Raw genomic sequence first — 14,333 nt, forward strand, 5'->3', positions numbered from 1 at the left:
AACTGTAATCAGTCTCTATCAACGGAACTTTTACAGGATAAAGAAGAAAAACTTCACAAATGGAAGTTTCACTTCAATCACCTTTTTTTTCATTTTCTAAAAATGTTACTTGCTCAATTATCCCCTCGAGTAAAAGCTCTTCTGGAAGAATCGTTTTAATAACAAAGGATTGTCCTTTAATTAATAATTGACCGTGTTTTAAAAGCAATCGCACTTCTTTATCTGAAAACACTAATAACCCCCGATGATTTTCTATATAAATATGTATTTGCCCAACAAGAGTAATCCGAGGTAAATCCATTAATACATCCACTGGTAGGTCTACTTGTTTTGTCAACCAATTTTTCATTTGTTCTAATTTCTTCATCTCGAAAGACCCCCTCTCATCCCATATATATGTATTTCTTCACAAGTGCCTATCGTGTTATAACGACTTCACTAACATAACTATATTCTGCAAGAGTTCATATCATGTTAATTAAAACAGTCGCTATATGAAATCATATTTGTCAGGACAATGATGGATCAGAGGATGTTACCTTTAATAATAGAAGTATTAATACAAGAATATGCGCCCCTACAGGATATCAGTACAAGTTACATTAAGAAATTGAGCCTAGCAAGAAGTTGGAAACTTGAAAAAACCTGTTACAATTCGTTCTGGACGTGACATACTGACCATAGAATAAGTAGTTGTCATTCATTAGACAAATGAGATAAAATCCGAAAAAGGAAATTGCTCCACTCTGAATTTTGCGGTGTAAGTAAGAATATTTTATAGGTGGTTGTTATATGAATTTCAAAAAAATATTAGGATTCATTAAAAAACAAAAAAATGAATTAATAAGCGAGGAAATACGAAAGGAAATTGGATTTAGTCAAGAAATTTTGAATGTTATAAAACAAGTTACTAACAGCAGCATCCAGCCCTTTTATGCAACTGATTCAAAATCTAAAATAGCCGGAGTCTCTTTCGTTACCTTTGAGGATTCTGCTGAACAGCAAGTTATAAAACTTCAATCTGAGGTTCAGAAACTTGGATACTTAGCTTTTATTTGCGAAAGAAGTTTTAGTCAAGGAAGTAAGAGTGAGTGTAGAATTGCAATTACACAAGGAAATGACCAATTTGATATCCTTACAATCCAACAAACAAATGGCGTTAATTACGAAGTTAGCAATATAGATGTTATTTTTAAACTAAGAAAATGGAATGATCGCTATCCTTTTATCATAATCGGTGCAGATCATGACTGGGTTGATGCCATTTTTAGCGCGTTACCTACAGACGAAGAAATGCAATCTTTCGCGCAAGAAATGTATGAATTTTGTCCAGATATAGTGGAACAAGGAACAGAAAGCATTGAGGAGTTAGTCGAAGAAATTAAGAAAACGAAAAAGCTTTTTTTATGGTGGGATTAATCATAACTAAGGCCGTTACCTTTTTTTACATACCAGAGGCGTTTCTATCACTTACAGAAACGCTTTTTAAGCAATATAGCGTTTTTCCTTAATAAGAACAATAAAAAAACGTCTCATACGAAATGAGACGTTTTTTTATGCTAATAGCTGGATAACCAGCTTATTCACAAGTGATCCGTCTGTTTTACCTTTTACTTTCGGCATAACAGCAGTCATCACCTTACCCATATCTGCTTTAGAAGTCGCACCAACTTCAGAAATAACTTGCTTGATTACATCAACTAGTTCTTCTTCAGTTAATTGCTCTGGCAAATATGCGCTTAAAATCTGAATTTCACTTTGCAGTTTATTAACAAGGTCTTCACGACCAGCTTTTTTAAATTCAAGGAGGGAGTCCTTATACTGTTTTACTTCACGAGCTAAAACTGTTATTTCCTCTTCTTCAGTAAGAGTATGTTGCAGTTTAATACCTTCATTTTGTAAAGCAGCCTTAACCATACGAATAACGGTTAATTTTTCTTTTTGTTTATTCTTCATCGCTTGTTTCATATCATCGTTTAAACGACCGAGAAGACTCATAACTTACACCCTCTCTTAGAATTTACGCTTTCTTGCCGCTTCAGATTTCTTCTTACGTTTTACACTTGGTTTTTCATAAAACTCGCGCTTTCTTGCTTCAGCAAGTGTACCAGTTTTAGAAACCGATCTTTTAAAACGGCGAAGTGCATCCTCCAAAGACTCGTTTTTACGAACGACTGTTTTTGACATTCTCTTTCCCTCCCTCCGAAACATCACACTTACATACTAACTTCAGCATGCAAAAAGAAACACTTCTTCAGCATGTCTTTTACGATTATAATACATTTTATCACTTCAGGTCAACTATTTGGCAGAATAAAAGAAGAATAGAAGCATTTCCTTTTCAAAAGTTATACAAATAGCTAGTATCCTTCTTTCATGAAGACAACTATATTTTTATCATTTCAACTTTTTTCATACAGGGATGCACGAAATGCCTCTCCACCTTCTAGTACTTAACCGCTTCAAATAAAGAAAGCATGCAAACCGTTTCCGGTTGCACGCTCTTTTTTATGCGCTTGCTGATTCTTTTTTCACATCATCTTCAAGAACACGAACAAATTGCGCTTCGTTATATGGATAACCAGCTTTCGTAATTTTCACTTTCACTAGCTTACCAATTAATTCTTCTGATCCTTCAAATACAATTTTCAAGTAGTTATCTGTATACCCTACATATAACCCTTCACGGTCGCCGTCTTTAAATTGCTCTTCTGGAATGATTTCAAGCACTTCACCTTCAAACGCTGATGCATATTCTTTCGCTAATTGATTAGATAGCTCAATTAAACGATGAACACGATCATTCTTCACATCTTCAGGAACTTGATCTTCCATGCGTGCTGCAGGTGTTCCTGTACGTTTTGAGTAAGGGAACACATGTAACTCAGAGAAGCGGTTCTCTTTAATGAAATTGTATGTTTCCATGAATTCTTCTTCTGTTTCACCTGGGAAACCAACGATTACGTCAGATGTAATCGCAAGGCCTGGTAACGCTTCTTTCAAACGATCTAAACGCTCTTGGAAGAATTCCATCGTATATTTACGACGCATACGTTTTAATACAGTATTAGAACCAGATTGCAACGGAATATGCAAGTGACGTACAACTACTTCAGATTTATCTAACACTTCAATTACTTCATCTGAAATTTGACTCGCTTCAATAGAAGAAATACGAAGACGTTTTAATCCGCCTACTTCCGCTTCCATATCACGAAGTAATCCAGCTAAGTTATAATCTTTTATGTCTTCGCCGTATCCACCTGTATGAATACCCGTTAATACGATTTCTTTATAGCCTGCATCCACTAATTGTTGCGCTTGTTTAATAACTTCTTTTCCATCACGAGAACGCATTAAACCGCGCGCCCAAGGAATGATACAGAATGTACAGAAGTTATTGCAACCCTCTTGTATTTTTAAAGACGCACGTGTACGATCCGTGAAATAAGGTACATCAAGTTCTTCGTACACACGTGTTTTCATAATATTGCGGACAGCATTAATTGGTTGACGCTCTTTACGGAATTCTTCGATGTAACCTAACATCTTTTCACGATCCTGTGTACCAACTACAATATCTACACCTGGAATCGCCATAATTTCAGCTGGAGATGTTTGTGCATAACATCCCGTTACGCAAATAACTGCATCTGGATTTTGACGCACAGCACGTCTGATTACTTGACGGCTTTTTTTGTCCCCAGTATTCGTTACTGTACATGTGTTAATAACATATACATCAGCTTTCTTTTCATATTCTGTTCTTTCATAACCACCTTGTTTAAACAATTGCCAAATGGCTTCTGTTTCATAGTGGTTTACTTTACAACCTAACGTATGGAACGCAACAGTTGACATTGATCATCACCCCATCAATTCAAAATGATACGAAGCAGCACTTAACGCGTATAACGGCGCCGTTTCTGTTCTTAAAATTCTTGGTCCTAAACTACATGGTACAAATTTATGTTCACGAAGCGCTGTAATCTCTTCCTCAGCTAAACCGCCTTCTGGGCCAAATACAATCAATAGCTTTTGACCTGGTTTCATTGTCGTTAAAGCTTTCGCAAAATTAGATTTCTCGCCTTGTTTTGCTTCCTCTTCGTAAGCAACAAGACAAGTATCATACTCACCACTCATTGAAAGCAATTGCTTAAATGATGCCGGAGCATGTACTTCTGGAATTTCACTTCTATGTGATTGTTCCGCAGCTTCTTTCACAATTTTTCTTAAACGCTCAACTTTTTTATCAGCTTTTTTCGCATCCCATTTTACGATAGAGCGAGATGCTTGAAATGGTAAGAATGCAGCTGCCCCAAGCTCAGTTCCTTTTTGAAAAATTAACTCTAGCTTGTCTCCTTTTGGCAGTCCACTTGCAATCGTCACGAAAACAGGAAGTTCACTTGACGCCTCTACCCATTCTACAATAGCCGTATTAATAAATTCACTGGTAATTTCATCAATTGAACATACTGCTGTTTTTCCATTTACACAGCAATAAATATGATCACCAGCTGACATACGCATCACTCTTGCGATATGATGTACGTCATCACCTACAATGCGAATACTTGTCTCATTTACATATTTCTCTTCTACAAAATAACGTTGCATATAATCACCTTAGTAGAGTTTCGTTCCTTTCGTAAGTCAACACTTACGAAAAGAACGAAACGTTATCATTTTTCATATAACAAACGGCAAGTCCCTCACCTTATAGTGAGAGACTCCCCTTTTCATTATAGACTAAAATCTATATTACGCATTTCGTGCAATAATTGCTACCCAATCTTCCATTCGTAACACTTCTTCAATTGTAAATCCAGCTTTTTCTAGCGCCTCAGAAATTACTTTTTCCTTCGCAGCAATAATGCCCGATGTAATAAATAATCCACCTGACTTCACAACTCTTGCTGCATCTTCAGGGAATAATAGAATAATTTCTGCTAATAAGTTAGCTACGATTAAATCAACTGGACCTTCAATACCTTCTAAAAGACTATTTTGTCCAACAGACACGATATCATCTGTTTTATTTAAACGTACATTCATTTCTGCACTTTCAACCGCAACCGGATCTAAATCATACGCTTGAACAGAAGACGCACCTAATTTTGCTGCTGCAATACTAAGTACACCAGAACCTGTTCCTACATCAATAATATTGTCACCTGGCTGTACTGTTTTTTCTAAAGCACGGATACACATCGTTGTTGTTGGATGAGTTCCTGTACCAAACGCCATACCCGGGTCTAATTCAATGATTTTTTCATCAGGAGAAGATGGTGTATATTCTTCCCAAGTCGGTACGATTGTGAATGTATCAGAAATTTGTACTGGATGGTAATATTTTTTCCAAGCAGTAGCCCAATCTTCTTCATTGACTTCGTTAACGGTAATATTTCCAGTACCAATTTCGATGTCGTAAGATGGAAGCACATCAATAGATGATTTTACACCTGCAATCGTTTCATGTAAAGAATCCGTTTGCGGGAAATACGCTTTTATTAATACACCTTCCGCCGGATATTCATCTGGGTTCAATGCATAAATTTCACCATATTGTTGCTCGCGCTCTTTCGTTAACTCCGCTGGATCCTCAATCGCAACTCCACTAGCACCAGCTTCATGTAAAATATGAGAGACAGCTTCTACTGCTTCTTCTGTTGTATGAATACTAATTTCTGACCATTTCACAATTTACCAACTCCATTTTTTATTTCCATTATTCCCCTTTGAAAGCACGTTTAAGCTTTCCGAATAAACTATCATCCTGCTCTTCTTGTCCTGCAAATTCACGTAATAAATCTTTTTGCTGTGAAGTCAATTTCGTCGGTACAACAACACGAACGACTACATATTGATCTCCTTGGCCGTATCCACGTACATTCGGAGCACCTTTTCCTTTTAAGCGGAATTCTGTTCCAGTTTGTGTTCCTGCTGGAATTTTCAGCTTCACTTTACCATGAACAGTAGGAACTTCCACTTCATCACCAAGCGCCATTTGCGCAAATGTTAATGGCATTTCGCAAATAATGTGATCTCCTTCACGCTCGAAGAATTCATGATTTCTTACATGAACGACAACATATAAGTCTCCTGCTGGTCCGCCATTTACGCCGGCTTCACCTTTTCCAGACACTCGAATTTGTTGACCATTATCGATACCCGCTGGAATTTTAACATTGATTTTTTTACGTTTACGAACTTTACCTGAACCGTGACATGTCGTACATTTTTCTTTAATAATTTGTCCAGTTCCTGAACAATGACCACAAGCTTGACGGTTTACGATACGACCAAACGGTGTGTTTTGTTCAACACTCACTTGACCAGAACCTGAACAATGTTTACATGTTTCTTTTGAAGTTCCTGGTTTTGCTCCACTACCTTTACAAGTATCACATGGATCTTCTACTGGAATTTCCACATTTAATTCCTTACCAAAAATAGCTTCTTCAAAATCTAAAGTGACTTGATATTGTAAGTCAGCACCTTGGCGCGGAGCATTTGGATCACGACGTCTGCCGCCGCCACCGCCAAAGAAAGAACTAAATATATCTTCAAAACCGAAGCCACCGCCGAAGTCTCCTCCGCCGCCAAATCCACCGAATCCTTGATTTGCACCAGCATGACCAAATTGATCGTACTGCGCACGCTTTTGATCATCACTTAACACTTCATATGCTTCTTGTACTTCTTTAAACTTTTCAATTGCATTTTCTTCTTTGCTTACGTCTGGATGGTATTTTTTAGCCAAACGACGATACGCTTTTTTTATTTCATCTGTTGAAGCGCCCTTGCTAAGTCCAAGGACCTCATAATAGTCTCGTTTACTCATAAATTTACAACCCCCGAATCTTTCACATAAACGTAATTTTAACACCGAAAGAAAGTGCTTTGCAACAAAGTTTCCTCACTTACAGTATGCAAAGCGAAAAACTTAAGATCCTCACACATCGCTTCTCATTCGTGAAAAAAGCCAAAGTCAAGGCACGCTTGACTTTGACTTTTTGTCATCTTACTTATTATGTTTACAGTTGAATTACTTGTCTTCTTTTACTTCTTCAAACTCAGCGTCAACTACATTGTCTTTCTTCGCGCCAGCGTCTTGTGCACCTTGCGCACCTTCTGCTTGACCAGCAGCTGCTTGAGCTTGCTCGTATAATTTAACAGTTAATTGTTGTACGATTTCTTGTAAAGCATCTTTTTTCGCACGAATTTCTTCAAGCTCGTTTTTCTCAATTGCAGCTTGTAATGCTTCTTTCGCTTCTGTTGCTTTTGCAACTTCAGCTGCATCTACTTTACCTTCTAAATCTTTTACAACTTTGTCTGTTTGGAATACAAGTTGGTCAGCTTCGTTACGAAGTTCAACTTCTTCCTTACGTTTTTGGTCAGCGTCAGCATTTGCTTCCGCTTCTTGTACCATACGTTCTACTTCTTCATCAGAAAGACCTGAAGAAGATTGGATTGTAATAGCTTGCTCTTTGCTTGTTCCTAAGTCTTTCGCACGTACGTTAACGATACCGTTCGCATCAATATCGAATGTTACTTCGATTTGTGGAATACCACGTGGTGCTGGTGGAAGGTCAGTTAATTGGAAACGACCTAACGTTTTGTTGTCAGCTGACATTGGACGCTCACCTTGTAATACGTGAATGTCTACTGCTGGTTGATTATCAGCAGCTGTCGAGAATACTTGTGACTTACTTGTTGGAATTGTAGTGTTACGCTCAATTAATTTCGTGAACACGCCACCCATAGTTTCAATACCTAAAGAAAGTGGAGTTACGTCTAATAATAGAACGCCTTCTACATCTCCAGTAAGTACGCCACCTTGAACTGCAGCACCTAATGCTACAACTTCATCAGGGTTTACACCTTTATATGGCTCTTTACCAGTTTCACGTTTAATAGCTTCTTGTACAGCTGGGATACGAGTAGATCCACCAACAAGAATAACTTTATCTAATTCGCTTGGAGCAAAACCAGCGTCTTTTAATGCACGACGAGTTGGCTCTAATGTTCTTTCAACAAGACCTGCTGAAAGCTCTTCGAATTTCGCTCTTGTTAACGTTAATTCTAAGTGTAATGGACCAGCAGCTCCAGCACTAATGAATGGTAATGAAATTTGAGTTTGTGTTACACCAGAAAGATCTTTTTTCGCTTTTTCAGCTGCATCTTTCAAGCGTTGAAGCGCCATTTTATCTTGGCTTAAATCAATGTTATTTTCTTTTTTGAACTCAGCTACTAAGTGATCGATGATAACTTGGTCAAAGTCATCGCCACCAAGACGGTTGTCACCAGCAGTTGAAATAACTTCGAATGTGCCGTCTGCTAACTCAAGGATAGATACGTCAAATGTACCGCCACCTAAGTCATATACTAAGATTTTTTGTTCTTCGTCTTGTTTTTCTAAACCGTAAGCAAGTGCTGCTGCTGTTGGCTCGTTAATGATACGCTCAACTTCTAAACCAGCGATACGACCAGCATCTTTCGTTGCTTGACGCTCTGCATCGTTGAAGTATGCAGGTACTGTAATAACAGCTTTCGTTACTGTTTCACCTAAGTATGCTTCAGCAGAAGCTTTTAAGTTTTGTAAAATGATGGCAGAAATTTCTTGAGGTGTATAATCTTTACCTTCAACTTCTACTTTGTAGTCTGTACCCATATGACGTTTAACAGACATGATTGTATTTGGGTTTGTAATTGCTTGGCGCTTTGCAACTTCCCCAACTTGACGTTCTTCATTTTTGAAAGCTACAACAGAAGGTGTTGTACGGTTCCCTTCTGGATTTGGGATAACCTTTGGTTCTCCACCTTCCATAACAGCTACACAAGAGTTTGTTGTACCTAAGTCAATACCGATAATTTTACTCATGGCGAATCCTCCTAGTTTTATGTAAATTATTGATTTACTTTTACCATTGATGGGCGAATCACACGGTCTTTTAATTTATAACCTTTTTGGAATTCTTCCACAACCGCGTTTGATTCAAATTCACTATCTTCCACTTGCATAATAGCTTGGTGTTCATTAGGATCAAACTGTTTACCAACAGCTTCAATCACTTCCACACCTTCTTTAGTCAGCGCTTCTAACAATTGACGATGCACCATTTCCATACCTTGTAACAAGGATTTCGTTTGCTCATCAGTCGCTTCCACTTGCATTGCTCTTTCAAAATTATCAAGAGCTGGCAAGATGTCTGAAACTAGACTTTGTGCTCTATATTTTTCAGCAGCCTGTTTATCCATTTGGACACGGCGCTTATAATTTTCAAAATCAGCTTGTAGACGTAATGTGCGACCTTCCGTTTCCGTTAGTTTCGCTTGTAACTCATCTACTTTTTCTTGTAAAAGAGCAGCCTCACTTTTTTCTTCTACAGTTTCTTCACTGTTTTCTGGCGTGACAGCTTCTTCAACTTGCGCTTCTTTTACTTCTTCTACCACTTGTTCGTTACGCTCTTCCACAATATTCACCTCCTTAAAAGGTATTAGGTATCATGCATAGCATGATTACCTAAGCATTATATATTACACACAGCAATGAAAATTTCATCACTTGAGCGAATGTATTACTCTCATTTACTTTTTAAGCCCATCAGTAAATTGTCTCGTAAATAACTGTAACAAACTAATTACACGAGAGTATTGCATTCTCGTAGGACCTAAAATAGCAATTGTTCCAAGTTGCTCTTCGCCGATCGAATATGTTGCAGAAATTAAACTACAATCCTCCATAGCCGTCGAAGAGTTTTCCCTACCAATTTTCACTTGAATCCCGACTTGTTTATGACGCAAAATGTCATAAAATTCGGCTTCATTATCAATCATGGTAAGTAAAGATCTAACCTTTTGAATGTCATGGAACTCTGGCTGCGAAAGCATATTTGCTTTTCCTCCAAAGTATATCTTTTCCGATAACGGAACTTGAAATGTACCATCCAACATTTTTATTGCACTATCGTAATTATGAACATACCCACGTAAAACTGTAACAATTTCCTTAAAGATTTTATTATGAAGTTCTTCCATCGGTACGCCAGATAGCTTTTCATTTAAAATATTAACCATTTTTTCTAAATCTGATAAATCAACAGATTCCGGAACGGTAATCGTTTTACTTTGTACATGCCCTGTATCGGTTACAATAATAGCGACTGCAGTTTGACGATCAAGCGGCACAATTTGTACATTTTTAAGTTTATTTGTACTTAACTTCGGTCCAAGAACAATTGCCGTATAATTCGTAAGTTCTGATAAAATTTGAGCAGATTGCTGTGCAATTTTTTCCGCTTCAAAAATTCTTTCAGCAAATAAATCTTTAATTTGTACAATTTCAGCGTTCGGTAAGTTTTGCGGCGCTAAAAGATGGTCTACATAAAATCGGTAGCCTTTCTCAGAAGGAACACGTCCAGAAGAACTGTGCGTTTTTTCAATAAAGCCTAATTCTTCTAAGTCCGCCATTTCATTTCGAATAGTAGCTGAACTAAATGTGATTTCATCTTTTTTAGCCAACGTTCTAGACCCAACGGGCTGCGCTGATCCAATAAAGTCATCAATAATTGTTTGTAAAATTAAGAGCTGACGTTCCGTAAGCATCTCATCATCACCTCTGTTAGCACTCTTTGTCTTTGAGTGCTAAATCTATTAATAACTTACCAAAATTGACATTCAATTGTCAACGGAAACGTCACGAAATAATGAAACTTTTTCACGCCTATAGAACATTTAATTAGTCAATCAAAAATGATTGGAATACTTCATTCCCTAATAATTTTCCTTTTCGCGTTAAACGCACATGTCCATCTTCCTCTTCAAGCAATCCCTGCTCTTGGTTGCTTTGTAACTGCTTCGCGAAAACTTGATCCATCTCTACATTAAATTTATTGCGGAACGCCGTTTTAGAAACACCTTTTGTTTTTCGAAGCCCTAAGAACAGCTCTTCTTCCATTCTTTCTTTCTCCGTCACTTTGTGAACATCTAAATACGGAAATCCTGTTTCATCAATTTTATTAAAATATTGCTTCAGGGGACCAACATTTTGAATACGTTCTCCGTTCACATAACTATGAGCTCCAGCTCCAAATCCATAATACTCTTCATTATTCCAGTATGTGAGATTATGTCTACTTTTATTGTCACCTTTTGAGAAATTACTAATTTCATACTGGTTATAACCGTGTTTCTCCATTTCATCCATTACTATTTCATACATTTTCGCTTCATGGTCTTCACCCGGAAGACGTAATTTCCCTTTGTTCATTAAGTTATAAAACACTGTTTTTGGCTCCACAATTAATGAATATGCCGAGAAATGTTGTACACCAAGCGTAAAAGCAATATCTAATGTTTCTTTTACATCTTCTATCGTCTGTCCTGGCAAAGCATAAATAATATCTACATTAATATTTTTAAAGCCTACTTCCTGTGCCTCTCGAATCGCGAGGAATGCATCTTCCCTCGTATGCTTGCGCCCGATCTTCTCAAGAAGTTCATCACGGAACGTTTGCACACCAAAACTAATTCGATTTACTCCACCTTCTAGCAGTACATTTAGCTTCTCTTTCGGTAGATCTCCTGGATTCGCTTCAAATGTTAATTCACAATTCGGGGCGAACGGACGCAAATGACGATTAATAATCTCGAGTAATTTTTTTGTCTGTTCCATATTTAACGCTGTCGGAGTTCCCCCACCCACAAAAATCGTTTTCATACTATCAAATGGAACTTTTTGAACCGTATTTATTATTTCCTTCTCTAAATAATCTAAATATTGATCAACCGGTTGGCGTTCAATAAACACTTTATTAAAATCACAATAGTGACAAATGTGCTGACAAAACGGAATATGAATGTATGCAGCTTGTACCAAATATAACTCCTACCTTTCTAAAAAGAAAACCTCCGCACTCCGGAGGGTTCTCTACTTCTCTAACGTATTACGAATTTGTTCCATTCGCATTTTTCCCCAATCATACATCATTTCAACGATCGGTAAAAGTGACATGCCTAGTTCCGTCATATAATACTCAACGCGAGGAGGAATTTCGGGATATACTGTCCGATCAACAATCCCATCTTCCATTAACTCTTTTAATTGGTTCGACAAAACTTTATGAGAAATGCTTGGGAATAACCGTTGTAATTCACTGAAACGATGCGGCCCTTCCACACCAAGATGCCACAGTATCACAACTTTCCACTTTCCACTAATAATAGAAAGCGTCAATTCCTTTTCACAATTAAAATTACCATTTTGTATTTTATCTTGAATATCTTTTCGAATATTTTCGGACATTAACAATCTCCTAACTCTATATGAACTAAAAAGCTCTCTCATTATTGTAAATGAGAGCTGCTCAGATGTCTAAAAAGTAATTATACAGAAAAAAGAAGCCGCACAAACGACTTCTTTTTTATTTCAAATATTAGTTGTCATCCATTTTCAGTACAGCCATGAATGCCTCTTGCGGTACTTCTACAGAGCCAACAGACTTCATACGTTTTTTACCTTCTTTTTGCTTATCAAGAAGTTTACGCTTACGAGAAATGTCACCGCCGTAACATTTTGCAAGTACGTTTTTACGCATCGCTTTAATTGTAGAACGTGCTACAACTTTATTTCCGATAGTCGCCTGAATTGGCACTTCGAACTGTTGTCTCGGAATTAATTCTTTTAATTTCTCTACGATTACTTTACCACGGTCATACGCTGAATCACGGTGTACGATAAATGATAAAGCATCCACTTGTTCATTATTTAAAAGAATATCCATTTTCACAAGTTTAGATGGTTTATAGCCAATTAACTCGTAGTCAAATGATGCATACCCTTTCGTATTTGATTTCAATTGATCAAAGAAGTCATATACGATTTCTGATAACGGGATTTCATATGTTAATGTAACACGCGTTTCATCTAAATATTGCATATCAATAAACGTTCCACGTTTACCTTGGCAAATCTCCATTACAGCTCCAACATAGTCATTCGGAACCATAATTGAAGCCTTCACAAACGGCTCTTCTACACGATCGATAGACTGTGGATCTGGCATATTAGATGGGTTATCAACAATAACATCTTCACCGTTAGTTAAATAAACTTTATAAATAACGCTTGGCGCTGTTGTAATTAAGTCAATCTTAAATTCACGTTCAATACGTTCTTGAATGATTTCCATGTGAAGAAGTCCTAAGAAACCACAACGGAAACCAAATCCTAGCGCTTGAGATGTTTCTGGTTCAAACTCAAGGGCAGAATCGTTTAACTCTAATTTTTCTAATGCATCACGTAAATCGTTATAACGAGCAGAGTCAATTGGATACAGACCACAGAATACCATCGGGTTTAACTTACGGTAACCTGCTAACGGCTCTGCAGCTGGACGTTTCGCATGTGTAATCGTATCACCAACGCGTGTGTCACCAACATTTTTAATCGATGCTGCTAAGAAACCTACATCACCTACCGTTAACTCGTCACGTTGCGTAGTTTTCGGTGTAAATACACCTACTTCTGTTACTTCAAATTCTTTACCCGTTGCCATCATACGTACTTTATCGCCAACTTTTACTGTTCCATTTACAACACGGATATAAGCAATTACACCGCGGTATGGATCATATAAAGAGTCGAAAATCATACATTGTAACGGCTCTTCTGAATCACCCGCCGGAGCTGGTACTTTTTCAACAATTTGTTCTAAAATTTCTTCAATACCAATTCCAGCTTTCGCAGAAGCAAGTACCGCTTCTGATGCATCTAAACCAATTACATCTTCTACCTCTTGACGTACACGTTCTGGATCCGCACTCGGTAAGTCGATTTTATTAATAACTGGTAAAATTTCTAAATTATTATCAAGCGCTAAGTATACGTTTGCTAACGTTTGCGCTTCAATACCTTGCGCTGCATCTACTACAAGAATCGCGCCTTCACAAGCCGCTAAACTACGAGATACTTCGTACGTAAAGTCGACGTGTCCTGGTGTATCAATTAAATGAAGAATATACTCTTCACCATCTTTTGCTTTATAGTTTAATTGTACTGCGTTTAATTTGATTGTAATACCACGCTCACGCTCTAAATCCATAGAGTCAAGCAACTGAGCTTTCATTTCACGTTGTGTTAACGCGTTTGTTTTCTCTAAAATACGGTCTGCTAACGTTGATTTTCCGTGGTCAATATGAGCAATAATAGAGAAATTACGGATTTTGGACTGTCTTTTTGCTCTTTCTTCTTTATTCATCTATGTTCTCAACTCCTAATAGTCTCGCCAATATACACTAGCACTGATTATATCAATAGAGCAACAAAGATT

General features: G+C 37.4%; 14 protein-coding genes. 1 reads left to right on the forward strand and 13 read right to left on the reverse strand.

The features are described 5' to 3' along the window. Nucleotides 1-73: 73 nt before the first annotated feature. The gene (gene yqfC / locus GBN91_RS02705) at nt 74-367 is read right to left on the reverse strand and encodes a sporulation protein YqfC (RefSeq protein WP_000732269.1); all 294 of its coding nucleotides are present in this window, start codon (nt 365-367) and stop codon (nt 74-76) included. 425 nt (nt 368-792) lie between these two features. Here yqfC and GBN91_RS02710 point away from each other — a divergent pair, with 425 nt between their 5' ends. Continuing rightward, nucleotides 793-1,419 (forward strand): DUF4253 domain-containing protein, encoded by a 627-nt coding sequence (locus GBN91_RS02710; protein ID WP_001009615.1) that lies wholly within the window; start codon nt 793-795, stop codon nt 1,417-1,419. A 135-nt stretch (nt 1,420-1,554) separates the two neighbouring features. On the opposite strand, the gene GBN91_RS02715 is transcribed toward GBN91_RS02710, so the two are convergent. The 12 genes from GBN91_RS02715 to lepA all read right to left on the reverse strand — a co-directional run bounded on the left by GBN91_RS02715 (nt 1,555) and on the right by lepA (nt 14,261). Beyond that, nucleotides 1,555-1,998, reverse strand: coding sequence for a GatB/YqeY domain-containing protein (locus tag GBN91_RS02715; RefSeq protein WP_000054562.1), 444 nt, complete (start codon nt 1,996-1,998; stop codon nt 1,555-1,557). Nucleotides 1,999-2,013: 15 nt separating this feature from the next. Then, complete coding sequence (gene rpsU, locus GBN91_RS02720; protein ID WP_000048061.1) at nt 2,014-2,187, reverse strand: 30S ribosomal protein S21; 174 nt, start codon at nt 2,185-2,187, stop codon at nt 2,014-2,016. 321 nt (nt 2,188-2,508) lie between these two features. After that, complete coding sequence (mtaB, locus tag GBN91_RS02725; protein ID WP_000108679.1) at nt 2,509-3,861, reverse strand: tRNA (N(6)-L-threonylcarbamoyladenosine(37)-C(2))-methylthiotransferase MtaB; 1,353 nt, start codon at nt 3,859-3,861, stop codon at nt 2,509-2,511. A gap of 6 nt (nt 3,862-3,867) precedes the next feature. Next, nucleotides 3,868-4,617 (reverse strand): 16S rRNA (uracil(1498)-N(3))-methyltransferase, encoded by a 750-nt coding sequence (locus GBN91_RS02730; RefSeq protein ID WP_001190156.1) that lies wholly within the window; start codon nt 4,615-4,617, stop codon nt 3,868-3,870. 144 nt (nt 4,618-4,761) lie between these two features. Then, a complete protein-coding gene (gene prmA / locus GBN91_RS02735) occupies nt 4,762-5,700 on the reverse strand; it encodes a 50S ribosomal protein L11 methyltransferase (RefSeq protein ID WP_000872101.1) in 939 nt (312 codons plus the stop codon). Between the two features lie 28 nt (nt 5,701-5,728). Then, nucleotides 5,729-6,844 (reverse strand): chaperone protein DnaJ, encoded by a 1,116-nt coding sequence (gene dnaJ / locus GBN91_RS02740; protein WP_000043947.1) that lies wholly within the window; start codon nt 6,842-6,844, stop codon nt 5,729-5,731. Nucleotides 6,845-7,048: 204 nt separating this feature from the next. Further along, complete coding sequence (dnaK, locus tag GBN91_RS02745; protein WP_000034700.1) at nt 7,049-8,884, reverse strand: chaperone protein DnaK; 1,836 nt, start codon at nt 8,882-8,884, stop codon at nt 7,049-7,051. 26 nt (nt 8,885-8,910) lie between these two features. Continuing rightward, nucleotides 8,911-9,477, reverse strand: coding sequence for a nucleotide exchange factor GrpE (gene grpE, locus GBN91_RS02750; protein WP_000392711.1), 567 nt, complete (start codon nt 9,475-9,477; stop codon nt 8,911-8,913). Between the two features lie 114 nt (nt 9,478-9,591). Beyond that, complete coding sequence (hrcA, locus tag GBN91_RS02755) at nt 9,592-10,608, reverse strand: heat-inducible transcriptional repressor HrcA (RefSeq protein ID WP_000954941.1); 1,017 nt, start codon at nt 10,606-10,608, stop codon at nt 9,592-9,594. 133 nt (nt 10,609-10,741) lie between these two features. Further along, entirely contained in the window at nt 10,742-11,881 is a 1,140-nt protein-coding gene (hemW, locus tag GBN91_RS02760) for a radical SAM family heme chaperone HemW (protein WP_000249433.1), read from the reverse strand. A 51-nt stretch (nt 11,882-11,932) separates the two neighbouring features. Further along, nucleotides 11,933-12,307, reverse strand: a complete 375-nt coding sequence (locus GBN91_RS02765) for a winged helix-turn-helix transcriptional regulator (RefSeq protein WP_001293539.1) — start codon at nt 12,305-12,307, stop codon at nt 11,933-11,935. Nucleotides 12,308-12,437: 130 nt separating this feature from the next. Next, nucleotides 12,438-14,261, reverse strand: a complete 1,824-nt coding sequence (lepA, locus tag GBN91_RS02770; protein WP_001030949.1) for an elongation factor 4 — start codon at nt 14,259-14,261, stop codon at nt 12,438-12,440. Nucleotides 14,262-14,333: the final 72 nt, after the last annotated feature.

Source organism: Bacillus sp. B1-WWTP-T-0.5-Post-4 (assembly GCF_009183795.1).
In the GTDB taxonomy this organism is placed as follows: Bacteria; Bacillota; Bacilli; order Bacillales; family Bacillaceae_G; genus Bacillus_A; species Bacillus_A cereus.